Genomic DNA, 16,870 nt, shown 5'->3' on the forward strand with positions numbered 1-16,870 from the left:
GATTACAGATTAGTGGTTCGGCGCTTTGGAGAAATGGCTCTCAACCAATCTTTGGGTGATTTGGTGAGTTGGATTGGTCAATACTTGATCCGTTTCCCCACTCTCAACCACATTACCTTCGTGCATGACAATGATCTTATCGGTAATGTGCTTAACAATACCGAGGTGTTGGGATACATAAACAAACGATACGCCCATCTCTTCTTGTAACTCTAAGAACAGGTTGATGATTTGCGAGCGCATTGCCATATCCAAACCATTCAACGCTTCATCAGCGACAATGATGGATGGCTGAAGTATTAAGGCACGAGCCAAACAAACCCTTTGTTTTTGGCCTGCCGCAAGCATCTGAGGGTAGAAGTAAGCATGTTCTGGTAGAAGCCCCACGCGCAGTAGTGTGTCTTTCACACGACGCATACGGGCTTCTGGTGGCATGTTGGTGTTTCGTTTTAATGGACCTTCAAGAATTCGACCGATCTGAATGCGTGGGTTTAGCGAGGTATTCGGATCTTGGAAGATCATTCGAATCAGCTTACAACGAGTCGAGTAGTCTTTGTGCTCTAGCTTTTCGCCATTCACGCGGATCTCGCCTGCGGTTGGTTCAACCATGCCTGCGAGCATTCTTGCTAATGTTGATTTGCCAGAGCCATTCTGACCGATAAAACCTATCGTCTGACCTGCTTCGAGGGAAAAGCTAACTGGCTTCACCGCCTGATGGATCTTTTTACGGAAAAGACCAGAGCGAGTCGTAAAGTCTTTAGACAAATCACTGACTTCTAATAATGCACTCATGATTTCTTTTTCTTCTCCATATTCAGAGGGAAGTGACAGTTAAACTTGTGGTTTTTGATTCGCTTGGTATGTGGGATCTCGACACACTGCCTTTGCGCATACGGGCAACGAGGCCCTAATCGACAACCAATAGGAAGATGCTGCAGCGGCGGAATTGATCCTGGCAAAGATTGCAGTTTCTCTTTGTGGGGAATCCAGTCGTTAAAGTCTGGCATCGCTTTTAGCAGAGCAACGGTATATGGGTGTTTGGGTGCATCCAATAGCTTCTGCGTATCAGCTGATTCTACAGACTGACCACAGTACATAACGGTAATGCGAGTCGCCCATTGAGTAATGGTGGTTAAGTCATGGCCGATCAGAATGATGGTCGTGTTATTGATCTGATTCATTCGGCTCAATAAACGCAAGATCTGAGACTGAGTAATCGGATCCAAATCATTGGTTGGCTCATCTGCAATCAAGACTTTTGGCTTGGCAGCAATTGCCATTGCGATCATGACTTTTTGACACTCACCATCGGTCAGTTCATAAGAGTAGCTGTCCATTAGACGAGAGTGGTCTTTGATGCCCACTTTGTGCAATAACGCGATCGCTTGCTTCTTACGCCACTTAAATCGCTGCCACCAACGACCTTCAAATGCGTGTGAAGGAATCGCTTCAATGAGCTGATTGCCCACTTTTTCCGATGGATCAAGACACGTAGAAGGTTCTTGGAAGATCATCGCGATATCACGAGCAATTACACGCCTGCGCTCTTTAGGAGTCAGTTGCAGTAGGTCGATATTACCTAAGCGCATTCGGTCTGCAGAAACCTTCCAGTTTTCTTTACAAACCCCGACGATCGCTTTTGCAACCAAGCTCTTACCTGAGCCTGATTCACCCACTAAGCCACGAATTTCCCCTTCATTGAGGGTAATACTCATTCGATCTACGGCTTTAACCATCCCTTGAGGAGTCTCAATTTCGATAGTTAGATGTCGAATATCAAGTAACGGCATTATTCGATTCCTGCATTTAGCGCTTGGCGAACACCTTCACCGACGAGGTTAATCACGATAACTGTAAACATAATAGCTAAGCCGGGTAGGGTTACTGTCCATGGCGCAAGGTAAATCAGCTCGACTGAATCACCCAAGATTGATCCCCATTCAGTACTTGGTGCTTGAGCGCCAAGCCCTAAGAAACCCAAGGCTGTGATATCAAGAATTGCGACTGATAGTGCCAGTGTAATTTCAAGTGCCACCACGGTAAGAATGTTAGGAAGGATTGAGTTCCAGAGTAGATAGAAATCGTTCGCGCCATCAAGGCGAGAAGCCAAAATATAGTCTTTTTCTACTTCAGCATGCACGGCAATGTACACTGAGCGTATAAAGCGCGGAATCAATGCCAAACACAAGGCCAGTAAGATATTAAACTCACCAAAGCCCAGGAACGCCACGAAAATAATCGCCAGCAGAAGAGATGGAATCGACATAACGGTATCAAGCAGGTGGTTTAGCGTGCTTGATAGCAATCCACGAGTCATCCCGGCGAGTACGCCAATCAGACAACCAATGACTGCTGCGATAAAGGTAATCACCACCGCAGCGCCGAAAGTAAGCTGAGAGCCAATAATCAGGCGAGAAAGAATGTCTCGACCTAAGTCATCGGTACCTAAAAAGTATTCGACCGTGCCAGCAGGATCCCAAGAGGGCGGTGTTAATAGGTGACCGGTTTGTTCTTGTGCATCATGGGGGGCTAGCCACGGAGAGGTGACGGTAACCAGAATGATAAGCACCAAACACCACAAGCCAAACATAGCCAGGTTATTGCTACGGAAGCTGCGCCAGAAACGTTCGAACTGGGTTGGAATTTGTTCTTCTTGGTAGACGTTATTTGTTAGCATACCATTCCTTCCTTACCAGTGGGTTGATCATCGCGCCCAGTAGATCGGACAAAATGTTTGCGGTCAAAACCAAGGTTGCCACCACAATCACGCCTGCTTGAATAGAAACGTAATCTTGATTCGATAATGCATCCAATAACCAGCGGCCAATGCCCGGCCAGTTAAAAATAGACTCGGTAATAATAGCAAGCGTTAACATACTCGATAGTTGAACACCGACCTTAGGAATAATCGGAGGTATCGCGTTTCTTAGCACGTGCTGCGTGATGATCTCTCTCGTAGAAAGACCTTTAATTCGCGCAGCACGGATGTAGTTTTGCGTCATTACTTCAGCCACTGACGCTCTCATTAATCGGATGACCTGAGTGGTTGGCGCCAGCGCTAAAACAAGACAAGGCAACGCCATATGCTCGATAACACTTTGTAATGCGTGTGCGCGGTAGCGACCTTCGGCAAAAAAGGCGTCGATCATCGCGAAGCCAGTCACGTGTTCAATTTCGTAAAGCAGGTCGTATCGACCACCAACTGGGAACATTTCAAAGTGCAGTGAAAACACCATGATCATCAGCAATGCGACCCAAAAGATAGGTGCAGAGTAACCAGCCATTGAGGTGAAGGAAATGGTGGTATCGACGAACTTGCCTTGCCTCATACCTGCAATCGTGCCAAAAGGGATACCTATAAACAGCGCAAGCACAAAGGCAAAGAAGCACAGTTCTAGCGTTGCAGGGAAAACCACGGCTAACTCATCGATGATAGGGACACCATGCTTGCTTAGACCAAAGTTTAGTGTCGACAATTCAGTGATATAACTAAGCCAACCGGGCCAAAAATCTTGAATTGCCCAAGGTGAGGTTTGGTCTAATCGAAGCAGAGCAAAACCCACTAATGTCAGAATTCCTAACGTAATAATGAATAAGTTTACACGTCTTAATGTATACCAAAACATTACTGCACCTCTCTTCTGACTTGATCAAAAGGTTGAGCATTGAAAGGGCTCTGCTTAAAACCGGTTAGTGAACGATCGTGCACGCGGAATTGCACGCCATGAGCCAGGGGAATAACAGGAACTTCTTCATTGAGAATATTTTGGGCTTGTCGATACAAGTTCACACGGTGCCTTTGTTGATTGATCTCTAATGCTAAGTCGAGGAGGAAATCAAAGTCTGAATTACACCACATAGAGACATTTAACCCTGCACGTTCAGAGCTGCATGAGAGAAGCGGACGTAAGAAGTTATCAGGATCACCCGTATTGCCTATCCAGCCTGTAAGCAACAAATCTGTTGAGGAAATAGAAGATAATTGTGTGCGGTCAAATCGGTCGTCGGTATAGAGTTTCAATTCAATACCTATATCGGCCAAGTTTGCTTGGATCAGCTCTGCCGTTTTTCTTGGGCTTGGATTGTATGCGCGTGGCTCTAGTGGTACCCACATCGAAAGCTCTAATCCGGGCTCGACACCGGCTTCTTTAAGAAGCGCAATCGCATAGTTTCGGTCGTAGCGAACTTGAACACTGTCTTTTTGGTGAGCCCAAGAAGTAGGAGGAAGCAATGTATAGGCCTTAGTACCGGTACCGTAATATACAGAATCAAGAATGTTCTGACGGTTGATGGCTAAATTCAATGCTTTACGTACTCGAGAGTCACGCAGGGCTGGGTGCTCAGTATTTAGCGCGATGAAAGAGACATTGACCGCAGGCGTGGCGGAAATCTGCAACTCTTCATGAGCTTGAATAATAGGAATTTGGCTAGAAATCGGTGAGTTCAACACGTCACATTCACTGCGAAGGAGTTTGGCAAGTGTCCCAGTCCCTCGTTGTGATGTGTCAAACACAACTTGGTCCATTTCTACGTCACCCTTCCAGTAATGCTTGTTCTTTTTTAAGCGAACTAGATCATTGATTTGGTATTCATCTAAGTAGAAAGGTCCGGTGCCGACAGGGTTGGAATCGATTTGATTTTTCTCATCCGCTGCAATGAGCTTGTTGGCATATTCTTTAGAGTGAATGACCGCATAGCTGGTGGCGATATTGTTGAGAAATGAATTGTCTGGGCGACTTAATTGGAATTTCACCGTTAAGTCGTCAACGGCAGTGATATCGACAATCAGGTTTTTGAAGTCGATGCCGGCAAACCATGGATATAGGCCGCCGCCCACATAATGAAATGGGTTTGAACTATCAATGACACGTTCAAAGCTAAACACCACATCTTGTGCATTCATGCTACGAGTTGGGGTGAACCAGTCTGTAGTTTGGAACGCAACATTTGGGCGCAGTTTGAAAGTGTACTCTGTACCTGATTTATCAACAGACCAACTTGTCGCCAAGTTCTGTCTTGGTCGGTAAGTCATTGGATCAAGAGTGAGCAGTGTATCGAAGATTTGAGGGCTCAGCGATTCTGCGGTAATACCACTATCAACCAGTTGTGGGTTGAAGGTACTAGGATTACCTTGGCCGCAATAAATGAAGCCTTTTTCGCGGATTTGCTCGTGATTCACACTCTCACCACATCCAGCTAGAAAGCTCAGCGTACAGATGCTCAGTGATAGTCTTATTAGTGCTTTCATAAAAAGAAATACTTTTCGAAACGAGGCGTTAGAGGAGCCTCAAGATCCGGACAATTTAACATTTTATTTATTCGGCTCCAAATAATAATCAAGTGTGGACAGCTATTTATCGTTAGCTTGTCCGACAATCGCATACTTCCTCACCATTCCACGTAATTGGTTGTAGGTTAACCCAAGTAATTCTGCGGCTTGTTTCTGGTTATACTTGCTCTGTTTTAGGGCTTGATTGAGTAGCTTGATGTCTTGTTGTTCTTGCCATGCTTTGTAATCAAGCGGCAAAGAAAACGAACTCTCTGATGAAGTATGGCTGTTAGACGGCTCATTGCCAGTTTCCTGCGTGGAATATTGCTCTGTTTCCCATGCGGGCTTAAATGGGTTAAACACCAAAGATTCAATAGGATATGGATCTTTACCGTGTTGGTAGATAGCACGCTCAATGACGTTCTTGAGTTCTCGAACATTCCCCGGCCAAGAATAATCCAGCAGCGCCTCAACAGCAGACGGAGCAAAGCCGACAAACAGCTCCAACTCTAATTCACGACACATCTTAATAGCGTAGTATTCTGCTAGCAGCGTGATGTCTTCTTTTCGCTCACGAAGAGGAGGGATAGTAATCACGTCAAACGCCAGTCGATCTAATAAATCGGCTCTGAATTCACCCTTTAATGCCATGTCTGGCAAGTCGGCATTGGTCGCGCACACCAACCTTACATTGGCACTTAAGGCTTTTTGTCCACCGACACGTTCATACTGTCCGTATTCAATAACACGCAACAATTTCTCTTGAACGGCAAGGGGAGTGGTCGCGAGCTCATCCAGAAACAGTGTCCCACCTTCGGCCCTCTCAAAACGACCTTGATGACGACCTTTTGAGCCCGTGAAAGAACCGGATTCATGACCAAACAGTTCTGAGTCAATCAAACCTTGACTGAGGGTTGAGCAGTTCAATGAGATCAACGGTTGATCCCAGCGTTTTGAAAGGTAATGCAGCCTTTGTGCGATCAGCTCTTTACCCGTACCTCGCTCGCCAATGATCAGAATAGGTCTTTCGATTGGAGCCAGCTGAGAAACTTTATCTAAAACAGAGAGAAAGCTAGGTGACTCACCAATGAGGTTCTGCTGCATAGCGGGTCCTTATGCGATTTAAGTACTGAAGAAGGTCATGTTAAGGCTGTAGTGGTGAAAAATACCAATACTTGGTTAAATTCATCATAGCATGATTCGAGTTAATCACCATTTTATCGTAAGTGACTGATAAACAATGCCTTAAAAGTTGGCACGCAACTTGGATTATTTATGGTAGGTTTAACAACTAACGTAAATTTTTGAGCAAGTGGATTGAGAGTCGAATAACGATTTAAAACACATTTGCCATCATTGTAATTAAGGAGTTCCTCATGGGCATTTTTTCTCGCTTTGCAGACATTGTAAATTCAAACATCAGTGCACTATTAGATAAGGCTGAAGATCCTGAAAAGATGATTCGCCTAATTATTCAAGAAATGGAAGATACGCTGGTTGAGGTTCGCACTAACTCCGCAAAAGCGATCGCAGATAAGAAAGAGTTAGCACGTAAAGTTGAAGCTATCGAAACTCAGATTCTAGATTGGCAAAATAAAGCGACTCTAGCACTGACTAAACAACGAGAAGATTTAGCTAGAGCGGCTCTAATCGAAAAGCAAAAACTGGAAGACATCATCAAGAGCCTGCACACCGAGCAAACTTTGGTTCATGAAACCATCGAAAAGCTAACCAGTGAGATCGGCAAGCTTGAAACTAAAATTGCAGAAACTCGCGCAAAGCAACAAGCATTAATGATTCGTAATAATGCGGCGAGCAATCGTCGTGATGTTCAAAAACATCTGCATTCAAGCAAAACCAACGAAGCAATGGCGAAGTTTGAGCAATTCTCGCGTAAAGTGGATGAATTAGAAGCTGAAGCGGACGTTTACGCTAAAACGGGTAACGCAAAATCTTTAGACCAAGAGTTTGCCGAACTACAAGCTCAAGATGAAATCGAAAAAGAGCTAGCGAAACTGAAGCAACAAGTTGAAAACCGCGATAAATAATTTAGGAGTTGTCTATGTCAACATTTCTAATTGCAGGTCCACTGATTGTCTTCTTAATCTTCGTGGCACCGCTATGGTTATTCTTACATTACCGCAGCAAGAAGAAATCCAGCAATGGTCTTTCAGAAACCGACCTTCAACGTCTGCATAAGCTTTCTGCGCAAGCCGAATCCATGCAAGACCGAGTGAAAACGCTAGAAAAAATACTGGATGCGGAGTCGCCTAACTGGAGACGAAACTATGAGTAGAGAACTGTATCGCGACACGATTAACGGCAAATTGTCTGGTGTGTGTGCAGGGTTAGCGAACTACTTTGGCCTTGAAGTGTGGTTGGTTCGCATCTTAGTTATCTCTGCGGCACTGCTTGGTGGTAGCTTTCTGGTGTTATTAGCGTATTTAGCTTTGACATTTATGCTTGAAAAACAACCACCTCACTATGTTGATGAGATGAAAGCCAAGCAAGAGCACACACTCAAGCAAAAACCTTGGGAAAAAGGGCAAACGGCAGAGTCGTTACTGGGCACTTTAGAGGGTGATTTCCAGAAGTTAGAGACCAGTGTCCGCAACATGGAAGCTTATGTGACCTCCGACACTTTCAAAGTCGATCGCGCTTTTAAGAACATGTAACGATAAGTCTAAAAAGATTAGATAACGGTTTAGGAAAATTTATCCCAAGCCGTTATTTTTTTTAATAATTTTGTCTAAATAAATCTTACGATAACTGGTAAGTTACATGTGATTAATCTATGTTATAAAAATATTTATAGATATGGATGAACACCAATGTATCGAGCCTCCGTTGTCCTTCTGACAGCTTTAGCTGGGTTGTCTGGGTGTGGTAAGGAGCTTCCTCCCGTACCTGAACCTGATTCTAGACCCGCCAAACTCTTCACTGTCTCTGTCGGTAGTAATGCCTTTGAACGTAGCTTTCCAGCCACCACTGAAGCCGGTGACAAAGCGGTACTTGCATTCCGTGTTCCTGGATTGCTTCAGACTATCGATGTCACCTCTGGTCAAAAGGTCAGCAAAGGTGAAGGGCTTGCAACGCTCAACCCTGACGAATATCAGCTGTTAGAGAAGCAAGCAAGAGCCAATTTTAAGCTTGCTGATGTTCAATACCAACGTTCGATTAAGCTACGTAAAGACCGAGTGGTATCAGAGCAAGATTTCGATCAAGCGAAAGCCAATCACAATTCTGCTAAAGCGATGCTTAATCAAGCCAAAGCAAACCTTCGCTATACCACTCTAGTTGCGCCTTACGATGGAACAATTTCCATTATTCCGGCTGAAAACCATGAATACATTGCTGCTAAAGAAGGCGTGATGAATATTCAAACCAATCAAATTCTTAAAGTCGTCTTCTTATTACCCGACCAACTTATTACGCGCTTTTCTTCAGGGTTTGAGACGGATGCAACCATGGTTTTTGATGCATTTCCTGAAAACTCTTATGCTCTAACCTTCCAAGAAGTGGATACCGAAGCAGACCCGAAAACAGGTTCGTACAAAGTCACTATGGTAATGGAAAGACCAACCGATGTGGGTATTTTGCCGGGCATGTCTGGCACGGTAAATTTGGTTTCAGCGTTAGCAGCCGCCACCAAAATTCCAACGTCAGCAATGGTAGTCGACGGGGATGATGTATCTGTTTGGCGTGTTAATAGCGATGGCATTGTTGAGAGTGTCTCAATCGTCATCGATGAAAAACGCCATATTGTCTCTGGACTGGACGATGGCGATCGCATTGTGACTTCTGGCGTCAATGGTCTTGAATCGGGCATTAAAGTTCGAGAGTGGATAAAGGAAAGGGGGCTATAACATGAAAATACTTCAAGTGGCCGCTGGCCTGTCGTGTTTGGTCTTACTTACGGCTTGTAAAGATAAGCAAGCTGCAGAGGTGAATAATTCGCCCTTGGTTAAAGCTATCGAGATTTCAGTCATCGATTTTAGTGACAAACTCTATTTCCCAGCAGTAGCAAACGCTGCTGAGAAAGCTCACCTCAGTTTTCGTGTGGCTGGTGAAATTAATAAGCTTGATGTCAAAGAGGGTGAACGTGTTTCTAAAGGGGACATCATTGCAGAGCTTGACCCAACCGATTATCAATTGGATGTCGACAACGCTCAGGCGCGTTACACGGTAATCAACAGTCAATACAGACGTTCAAGCCCGCTAGTGAAGAAAGGCTTATTGGCTAAGTCGCAGTTTGATGAAATCGCAGCTCAACGTCAGATTGCTTATGCCGAATTAGAGTTAGCAAAACTTCGCTTGTCGTTCACTAAGCTTCGTGCCCCTGTTGATGGGATTATTTCACGTGTCAGTGTCGATCAATATGAAAATATTCAGGTAGGTCAACAGGTCGTTAATATTCACAGTGTTGAAGATGTTGAGGTTGTGATTCAACTCCCTGATCAAATCTATGTGAATCAACCGAACGAACAATTGCTCGCGAACGTTGAAGCTGTGGTTAGAGTACCCAGTGGAAATGAATACACAGCAGGTATTAAGGAGTTCACTACTGAGCCTGACCCAAGCACAGGTACATTCACCGTTACGCTTGCTCTACCTATGCCAGAAGATGATTTGATTCTTGATGGTATGGCAGTTGAAGTGACGTCAAACGGTAGAGATATCGGATTGGACTTAAAAGCCGGTGTACTTATTCCTATTGAAGCAGTTTTTAACGCTGATGGGGATGAATTAACTCGTCAAAACTCATATGTATGGGTGCTTAACGACGACAAGACTGTATCGAAACAGCAAGTCGTGTTAGGAAAAGCAAATCAGAAAACATTGCAGGTTACGAAAGGATTAGAAATGGGGCAGCATGTGGTTGTTGCAGGCGTATCGCGATTGCGAGATGGGATGACAGTGGAAGTACTATCTCAGGAGACAAACAATGAGTGAAGAGAATAACAAGCCCCAAAATGACGCTCAACAAGGTGATGAACAGATCACAGGTGTTGCTGCTTACTTTATACGTAACAAAGTCATCAGCTGGATGCTGTCTCTGATCTTTCTTATTGGTGGTGTTTCTGCCTTCTTCGGTTTGGGTCGTTTAGAGGACCCTGCCTTTACCATCAAAGATGCAATGGTAGTGACTTCGTACCCAGGGGCTACGCCTCAGCAGGTGGAAGAAGAAGTGACTTACCCACTAGAGAAAGCGATTCAACAGCTTACCTATGTCGATGAAGTGAACTCTATTTCTAGCCGTGGCTTGTCTCAGGTAACGGTAACGATGAAGAATAACTACGGCCCCGATGATCTTCCGCAAATATGGGATGAACTTCGTCGAAAAGTGAATGATTTGAAGGTCGAACTGCCACCGGGCGTGAATGACCCTCAAGTTATCGATGATTTCGGTGACGTTTACGGTATTTTGCTGGCGGTAACGGGTGATGGCTACAGCTATAAAGAGCTGCTGGATTATATCGATTACCTAAGGCGAGAGCTGGAGTTGGTTGATGGGGTCAGTAAGGTCTCTGTTTCTGGTCAACAACAAGAGCAAGTTTTCATTGAAATATCAATGAAGCGAATAAGCTCCTTAGGTCTGTCTCCAAGCACGGTATTTAATCTTTTATCGACTCAAAACATTGTATCAAGTGCGGGTGCGGTAAGAATTGGTGACGAATACATTCGAATCCATCCAACGGGTGAGTTCCAGAATGTAGAACAGCTTGGCGATTTGATTCTGACTGAAGGCGGTGCTCAAGGTCTTATCTATTTGAAAGACGTAGCTGACGTCACTCGTGGCTATGTTGAAGTACCGAGCAACATCATCGGTTACAACGGTAAACTCGCACTTAACCTTGGGGTGTCCTTTGCTCAAGGTGTGAACGTGGTCGCAGTGGGTGAAGCGTTTGACCGCAGACTTGCTGAATTGAAATACCAACAGCCGGTCGGGATCGATATTTCAGAGGTTTACAACCAACCGAAGGAAGTAGATAAGTCAGTAAGCGGCTTCGTGGTGAGCTTAGGGCAGGCGGTTGCGATCGTAATTGTAGTTCTACTGTTCTTCATGGGTCTACGCTCAGGTCTGTTGATCGGTTTGATACTGCTGTTGACCGTGTTCGGTACCTTTATTTTCATGCAGTACTTCAAGATTGACCTCCAGCGTATTTCATTAGGTGCATTGGTTATCGCCTTGGGGATGCTTGTGGATAACGCCATTGTGGTGGTGGAAGGGATATTGATCGGCACGCAGAAAGGGCGAACCCGGATGCAGGCCGCCACCGATATCGTAACCCAAACCAAATGGCCTTTGCTTGGTGCTACCGTCATTGCAGTAACCGCATTTGCTCCAATTGGTTTATCTGAAGACTCAACTGGCGAATACTGTGGAACCTTGTTCACAGTTCTACTTATCTCCTTGATGCTGAGTTGGTTTACTGCCATCTCGCTCACGCCGTTCTTTGCTGACATGTTCTTTAAAGGTCAGAAGGTCGACCCAGATAGCGAAGGTAAAGACCCATACAACGGGATGGTTTTTGTTATCTACAAAAACTTCCTTGAGTTCTGCATGAAGCGTGCTTGGCTCACCATGTTTGTCCTGATTATTGGTTTAGGCGCGAGTGTGTACGGTTTTGGCTTTGTGAAACAAGCTTTCTTCCCCTCTTCAACGACACCTATGTTCCAAGTTGATGTGTGGATGCCGGAAGGGACGGATATTCGAGCGACGAATACCAAGCTTAAAGTGCTTGAAAGTTGGTTAGCTGAGCAGGACGAAGTTGAACACATTACGACAACGGCGGGTAAAGGTCTGCAACGTTTTATGTTGACCTATGCGCCAGAGAAAAGTTATAGCGCTTACGGCGAGATAACGGTTCGCGTGAAGAGTTACGAAGTGCTTGAAGGGTTGATGAAGCGTTTCCGTGAACATGTAAACGGCCAATTCCCAGAGATCGACTACAAGCTAAAACAGATTGAGTTAGGTCCTGGTGGCGGTGCGAAGATTGAAGCTCGTATTGTGGGTTCTGATCCAACGGTGTTACGTTCAATCGCAGCACAAGTGATGGATGTAATGCGTGCCGATAGCGGTGCATTTAACGTTCGTCACGACTGGCGTGAAAGAACTAAGGTTTTAGAACCTCAGTTCAACGAAAGCCAAGCGCGTCGTTACGGTATCACCAAGTCTGATGTCGATGACTTCCTAGCGATGTCTTTCTCTGGTAAATCAATTGGTGTATACCGTGATGGTACAACGCTGATGCCGATTGTGGCTCGTTTGCCTGAAGATGAGCGTGTTGATATTCGTAACATCGAAGGCATGAAGATCTGGAGCCCTGCGTTAAGTGAATACATCCCACTGCAACAAGTGACTTTAGGTTACGAGTTGGAGTGGGAAGATCCACTGATCATTCGTAAGAACCGTAAGCGCATGCTGACAGTAATGGCGGATCCAGATCTACTGGGTGAAGAGACAGCATCAACTTTACAGAAACGCTTACAACCACAGATTGAAGCGATTGAGATGCCGCCGGGTTACTCACTGGAGTGGGGTGGTGAATATGAGTCATCAGCGGATGCGCAGGCGTCACTGTTCACGACCATGCCTCTGGGTTACTTGTTTATGTTCTTAATCACTGTGTTCTTGTTTAACTCGGTTAAAGAGCCTCTGATTGTTTGGTTAACGGTTCCATTGGCGTTGATTGGGGTGACGACAGGCTTGTTAGCCTTGAATACACCATTTGGTTTTATGGCGCTGTTGGGTTTCTTGAGTCTATCTGGGATGCTTCTGAAGAACGGAATCGTGCTGCTTGATCAAATTGAGATTGAGATGAAATCAGGCAAAGACCCGTATGTAGCGGTTGTTGATGCGGCACTGAGTCGTGTTCGTCCGGTATGTATGGCAGCGATCACAACCATTCTTGGTATGATCCCTCTATTGCCGGATATCTTCTTCAAACCAATGGCGGTGACCATTATGTTTGGTTTGGGCTTTGCGACTGTACTGACGCTAATCGTGGTACCCGTGCTGTATCGTCTGTTCCATAAAATTGAAGTGGCTTAACGCTAATTAACCTTTGAAATAATGCCCCTGAATGGGGCATTATTTTTATGTACGATTACTAAAAGAGACTATCGAAATGGAAGCGAATACAGTGGATAGAACCTGTGCATGGGCACTTAAACACGAGCTTGAAAGGGAGTACCACGATGTAGAGTGGGGCGTACCTGTTTATGATGACCAAGTTCTATTTGAGTTCATTACCTTAGAAGGTGCTCAAGCGGGTCTGAGTTGGATTACGATCCTTAAAAAGCGTGAAGGGTATCGTGCTGCATTTGATAATTACGATCTAAATAAGTTAGCTGAGTTGAATGAAGACAACGTGCCGCACATCATTGAAAACTTCGATGTGGTTAAGCACAAGGGCAAGATTGCTTCGGTATACAATAATGCGAGAGCAACGCTTGAATTACAGCAAGAGTTCGGCTCTCTTTCAAATGCTTTATGGCAGTTTGTCGATAACAAGGTGATTGTGAATCAATGGACTGAGATGTCTCAAGTTCCCGCTTCTACCGAGCAATCTAAAGCGATGAGTAAGTTTTTGAAGAAGAGAGGCTTTAAGTTTGTAGGGGAAACAATCTGTTACGCGTTCATGCAAGCGACAGGCATGGTTAATGACCATGTTGTGGGTTGTCCGCACAAATAAAAGTGTTATTTATTGTCGAAAAATAATTGCGTTAATATAGGAAAATTTACTGGTCATTTATAAACTATTCAATATCATATGCGACCAAATTCAAACCTAGAAGACGATAGTGAAACAACAAAGCTACCAAATCTGTGATGCTCGTTATGATCCTTTGCTTAGGCAGTTTGTGCGTGAAGATGGCCACGTAGAAACTATCGCGCCGATAGAAGGTAAGGTGTTTCTGTTCTTACTTGAAAATGAAGGTGAGTGCATTGAACGAGGCCTGATATTTGATAGGTGCTGGGGCAATGTGATTGTCTCAGAGCAAGCGCTCACTAACGTGATATCTAAGATTAGAAAAACGCTGTCACGAGTGACTTGTGGCTGTGCGACCATTCGCACGGTCAGTAAAACGGGTTATTCACTTGAAATCGACGAGTCGATAAAGCCAAGCAAAACTGAAATTTTGCCTTCTCAAGTGACTGCGAAGGCATCTAAATCAAACTCTTCGCCTATCGCTAAAGAAGTGTTGGCTGCAACTGAAATATCTACAGATGTTAACACGGCAACGGTAACTGATACTGGTTTCAATACGCCTTCCAACCAAGAACCGAACTCAACTGAATTAGAACCTTCAAATTCAAAAAGTAATGCTCATGTCGTTCAAGCGGGCTATTTAGTCGCATTGATTTGTGTCGTCGTAACGGCGTTCAACCTTTTCCAAACCTATTATACGCCACAGCCTTATTTTGTGGATAAGACGGAATATCGCGACAGCTACACAGATAATACCAATCACTACTTTTTCCATATTGCGCACAATGATTCCTATTCGTTGCCTGCGATTACTCAAAAGCTAACAGATGTGATACCTAGCCAGTGTAATGTTGATGTGTTTGTCCGTATCTATCCATCAGTCGATCAACCGGAAAGTGATGCGTTATATATGCTGGTTCAGAGGAAAAATGGGGAAGCTTTGAATTACGGTGCTTCAATTTTCAATGTAGAGTCATCTTTTGATTCATTTGCTCAGTACATGGAAAAGAGGAGTTACTTTTGCGACTAATTGGCTTACTCGTTCTTGTTGCAATCGCTGCTGCGAGCTTTTTGTTGGAACAAAACGTACTAGCAGGTACTCGATGGCACTGTAAAACGGTCAAAACTGATTTTTTATCTCAGGCATTCCAACCATACCAATCACTTTATGAGCGTATAAGTATTACTTTTCAGTCTGACCATACTTTCAGTATGAGAGAGTTTGTGACGATTACCGAACAAGATGGGAAGGAGAGTACAATGGAAAATTTGTATTCCGGGTACTATGGCCTTGATGGTAATCGTTTGTCGATGAGCATTATTGATGTGAGAACGGCGACCCCTTTTCATGATCCTATTATTAATCAGGATTACAGTGAGTATAAAGGGGTGACAATAGACTACGCCATTGTGGTAAAGGAACAGTCGTTGTATATGTTCAATGAACACCGTTCTGAAATTTTCAATTGGGCCTGTTTTAACGTTCAATAGCTTTTTAAAGCTATGTGTCTAATACGCTAATCTGAAAAAGGCAGGAATATCCTGCCTTTTTGGTCTGAGTCTGTTAACGCTTTAAATTAAACGAGTGCGTTGTAACGCTCTAACCCTGCTTCTAGGTCTGCAATCAGGTCATCAACATCTTCTAAGCCGATATGAACGCGAATTAAGGTACCTTCGAAGTTAGGGTTCGCTACTGTTCTTAGGCTATCAAAACTGTTCGGTTCGTTTGCTAGAATCAAACTCTCAAAGCCGCCCCATGAGTAACCCATACTAAAGTGCGTCATACCATCAAGTAGCGCTGTGGTCGCCTTTGTGTTGGAGTTCTTCAGTACGAAAGAGAACAAGCCATTACCACCGGTGAAATCTCGTTTGAAGAACTCATGGCCAGGACAAGACTCAAGCGCAGGGTGACGAACGTGGTCAACCTCAGGGCGAGTCTCTAACCATTTTGCGACTTTCAAGCTGCTTTCTGCGTGTTGGCGTAGGCGAACATCAAGAGTACGAATACCGCGTAGTCCTAGGTAAGCGTCATCTGGCGATACACACTGGCCCATCAGGTAGCTCTGTTCTCTCAGTTGGTCCCAACATTTTTCATTGGCGACCGCAGTCCCTAACATCACATCAGAGTGGCCCACGATGTACTTAGTCGCTGCTTGGATCGAGATATCAACACCGAAATCAAATGGTGAGAAGTTAACGCCGGCTGCCCAAGTGTTGTCTAACATAACGATGATGTCATGTTCATGGGCAATTCGCGCGAGCGTTGGAATGTCTTGAACTTCCATGGTGACTGAACCCGGAGATTCGGTAAACAGAACCTTAGTGTTTGGCTTAATAAGGTCTTGGATGCCTTCACCAATCGTTGGCTCGTAGTAAGTTGTCTCGACTCCCATCTTTTTCATGATGGTGTCACAGAAATCACGTGTCGGTTCGTAGCAGGTATCGACCATCAGAATATGGTCACCTGTTTCTACGAAAGAGAGGATAGCATTAGAAATGGCAGCTGTACCACAAGGGTAGAGTGCACAGCCTGCGCCGCCTTCAACTTCAACCATGGCATCTTGGAAGGCGAAATGAGTATTGGTTCCACGGCGTCCGTAAAAAAGTGTTTTGTTAGCGCGGTTAATCGTAGCTTTACGCTTCTCTTCTACTGAGTTGAATACGACAGTTGAAGCGCGCTGTACTGGTGGGTTAACGACACCATTGGTCCACTTCTTATCACGACCTGCAGTGATCAGCTTAGTGGTTTTGTTCTCGGACATGCTGTGAATTCCTTATCAATCGGTTATGTCCTATTTAAAACATGCCAATAGCCTTCAAAGCAAGAGGGGAGCGGGAGTTTTTACGCTTTTCTTTCGCTTTTTAACCTTTCACTTAATTAATG

At 44.7% G+C, this 16,870-nt stretch carries 16 protein-coding genes; 9 read left to right on the plus strand and 7 right to left on the minus strand.

All coding sequences use genetic code 11. The features are described 5' to 3' along the window. Positions 1-9: 9 nt before the first annotated feature. The 6 genes from FTW16_RS16575 to pspF all read right to left on the minus strand — a co-directional run bounded on the left by FTW16_RS16575 (position 10) and on the right by pspF (position 6,373). Positions 10-792: an ATP-binding cassette domain-containing protein gene (locus FTW16_RS16575; RefSeq protein ID WP_017060304.1), complete on the minus strand. Its 783-nt coding sequence runs from the start codon at positions 790-792 to the stop codon at positions 10-12. Continuing rightward, a complete protein-coding gene (locus FTW16_RS16580; RefSeq protein WP_060982812.1) occupies positions 789-1,790 on the minus strand; it encodes an oligopeptide/dipeptide ABC transporter ATP-binding protein in 1,002 nt (333 codons plus the stop codon). The genes FTW16_RS16575 and FTW16_RS16580 overlap by 4 nt, the downstream gene beginning before the upstream one ends. Continuing rightward, positions 1,790-2,677, minus strand: a complete 888-nt coding sequence (sapC, locus tag FTW16_RS16585; protein ID WP_060982811.1) for a putrescine export ABC transporter permease SapC — start codon at positions 2,675-2,677, stop codon at positions 1,790-1,792. The genes FTW16_RS16580 and sapC overlap by 1 nt, the downstream gene beginning before the upstream one ends. After that, entirely contained in the window at positions 2,664-3,626 is a 963-nt protein-coding gene (locus FTW16_RS16590; RefSeq protein ID WP_060982810.1) for an ABC transporter permease, read from the minus strand. The genes sapC and FTW16_RS16590 overlap by 14 nt, the downstream gene beginning before the upstream one ends. Then, a complete protein-coding gene (sapA, locus tag FTW16_RS16595) occupies positions 3,626-5,248 on the minus strand; it encodes an ABC transporter substrate-binding protein SapA (RefSeq protein WP_146491871.1) in 1,623 nt (540 codons plus the stop codon). Before sapA ends, FTW16_RS16590 begins: the two co-directional genes overlap by 1 nt. A 102-nt stretch (positions 5,249-5,350) precedes the next feature. Then, positions 5,351-6,373, minus strand: a complete 1,023-nt coding sequence (gene pspF / locus FTW16_RS16600) for a phage shock protein operon transcriptional activator (protein WP_146491872.1) — start codon at positions 6,371-6,373, stop codon at positions 5,351-5,353. Between the two features lie 272 nt (positions 6,374-6,645). Between pspF and pspA the strand changes: the two genes are divergently transcribed. The 9 genes from pspA to FTW16_RS16645 all read left to right on the plus strand — a co-directional run bounded on the left by pspA (position 6,646) and on the right by FTW16_RS16645 (position 15,477). Continuing rightward, positions 6,646-7,317 (plus strand): phage shock protein PspA, encoded by a 672-nt coding sequence (pspA, locus tag FTW16_RS16605; protein WP_010440091.1) that lies wholly within the window; start codon positions 6,646-6,648, stop codon positions 7,315-7,317. A gap of 14 nt (positions 7,318-7,331) precedes the next feature. Next, positions 7,332-7,565, plus strand: a complete 234-nt coding sequence (pspB, locus tag FTW16_RS16610; protein WP_004734605.1) for an envelope stress response membrane protein PspB — start codon at positions 7,332-7,334, stop codon at positions 7,563-7,565. Then, the gene (gene pspC / locus FTW16_RS16615) at positions 7,558-7,944 is read left to right on the plus strand and encodes an envelope stress response membrane protein PspC (protein ID WP_029405576.1); all 387 of its coding nucleotides are present in this window, start codon (positions 7,558-7,560) and stop codon (positions 7,942-7,944) included. The genes pspB and pspC overlap by 8 nt, the downstream gene beginning before the upstream one ends. A 156-nt stretch (positions 7,945-8,100) precedes the next feature. After that, positions 8,101-9,135, plus strand: coding sequence for an efflux RND transporter periplasmic adaptor subunit (locus FTW16_RS16620; RefSeq protein WP_146491873.1), 1,035 nt, complete (start codon positions 8,101-8,103; stop codon positions 9,133-9,135). 1 nt (position 9,136) lies between these two features. Then, the gene (locus FTW16_RS16625) at positions 9,137-10,222 is read left to right on the plus strand and encodes an efflux RND transporter periplasmic adaptor subunit (RefSeq protein ID WP_146491874.1); all 1,086 of its coding nucleotides are present in this window, start codon (positions 9,137-9,139) and stop codon (positions 10,220-10,222) included. Next, positions 10,215-13,325, plus strand: a complete 3,111-nt coding sequence (locus FTW16_RS16630; protein ID WP_146491875.1) for an efflux RND transporter permease subunit — start codon at positions 10,215-10,217, stop codon at positions 13,323-13,325. The genes FTW16_RS16625 and FTW16_RS16630 overlap by 8 nt, the downstream gene beginning before the upstream one ends. 76 nt (positions 13,326-13,401) lie before the next feature. Next, positions 13,402-13,968: a DNA-3-methyladenine glycosylase I gene (locus FTW16_RS16635; RefSeq protein WP_146491876.1), complete on the plus strand. Its 567-nt coding sequence runs from the start codon at positions 13,402-13,404 to the stop codon at positions 13,966-13,968. 109 nt (positions 13,969-14,077) lie between these two features. Further along, positions 14,078-15,016, plus strand: a complete 939-nt coding sequence (locus FTW16_RS16640; RefSeq protein ID WP_146491877.1) for a transcriptional regulator — start codon at positions 14,078-14,080, stop codon at positions 15,014-15,016. Then, positions 15,007-15,477 carry a hypothetical protein gene (locus FTW16_RS16645; protein ID WP_146491878.1) on the plus strand — a complete coding sequence of 157 codons (471 nt, stop codon included), beginning with the start codon at positions 15,007-15,009 and terminating at the stop codon, positions 15,475-15,477. Before FTW16_RS16640 ends, FTW16_RS16645 begins: the two co-directional genes overlap by 10 nt. 86 nt (positions 15,478-15,563) lie before the next feature. Here FTW16_RS16645 and FTW16_RS16650 read toward each other — a convergent pair whose 3' ends face one another. After that, the gene (locus FTW16_RS16650) at positions 15,564-16,748 is read right to left on the minus strand and encodes a cystathionine beta-lyase (protein ID WP_050645075.1); all 1,185 of its coding nucleotides are present in this window, start codon (positions 16,746-16,748) and stop codon (positions 15,564-15,566) included. Positions 16,749-16,870 lie beyond the last annotated feature (122 nt).

This window comes from Vibrio sp. T20, from assembly GCF_007858795.1.
GTDB lineage: Bacteria > Pseudomonadota > Gammaproteobacteria > Enterobacterales > Vibrionaceae > Vibrio > Vibrio satsumensis.

Coding starts and splice junctions, on each gene's coding strand:
- FTW16_RS16630 (WP_146491875.1), top strand. CDS start 10,215: ATGAGTGAAGAGAATAACAAGCCCCAAAATGACGCTCAACAAGGTGAT.
- FTW16_RS16625 (WP_146491874.1), top strand. CDS start 9,137: ATGAAAATACTTCAAGTGGCCGCTGGCCTGTCGTGTTTGGTCTTACTT.
- pspC (WP_029405576.1), top strand. CDS start 7,558: ATGAGTAGAGAACTGTATCGCGACACGATTAACGGCAAATTGTCTGGT.
- pspB (WP_004734605.1), top strand. CDS start 7,332: ATGTCAACATTTCTAATTGCAGGTCCACTGATTGTCTTCTTAATCTTC.
- FTW16_RS16650 (WP_050645075.1), bottom strand. CDS start 16,748: ATGTCCGAGAACAAAACCACTAAGCTGATCACTGCAGGTCGTGATAAG.
- sapA (WP_146491871.1), bottom strand. CDS start 5,248: ATGAAAGCACTAATAAGACTATCACTGAGCATCTGTACGCTGAGCTTT.
- pspA (WP_010440091.1), top strand. CDS start 6,646: ATGGGCATTTTTTCTCGCTTTGCAGACATTGTAAATTCAAACATCAGT.
- pspF (WP_146491872.1), bottom strand. CDS start 6,373: ATGCAGCAGAACCTCATTGGTGAGTCACCTAGCTTTCTCTCTGTTTTA.
- FTW16_RS16620 (WP_146491873.1), top strand. CDS start 8,101: ATGTATCGAGCCTCCGTTGTCCTTCTGACAGCTTTAGCTGGGTTGTCT.
- sapC (WP_060982811.1), bottom strand. CDS start 2,677: ATGCTAACAAATAACGTCTACCAAGAAGAACAAATTCCAACCCAGTTC.
- FTW16_RS16590 (WP_060982810.1), bottom strand. CDS start 3,626: ATGTTTTGGTATACATTAAGACGTGTAAACTTATTCATTATTACGTTA.
- FTW16_RS16575 (WP_017060304.1), bottom strand. CDS start 792: ATGAGTGCATTATTAGAAGTCAGTGATTTGTCTAAAGACTTTACGACT.
- FTW16_RS16635 (WP_146491876.1), top strand. CDS start 13,402: ATGGAAGCGAATACAGTGGATAGAACCTGTGCATGGGCACTTAAACAC.
- FTW16_RS16580 (WP_060982812.1), bottom strand. CDS start 1,790: ATGCCGTTACTTGATATTCGACATCTAACTATCGAAATTGAGACTCCT.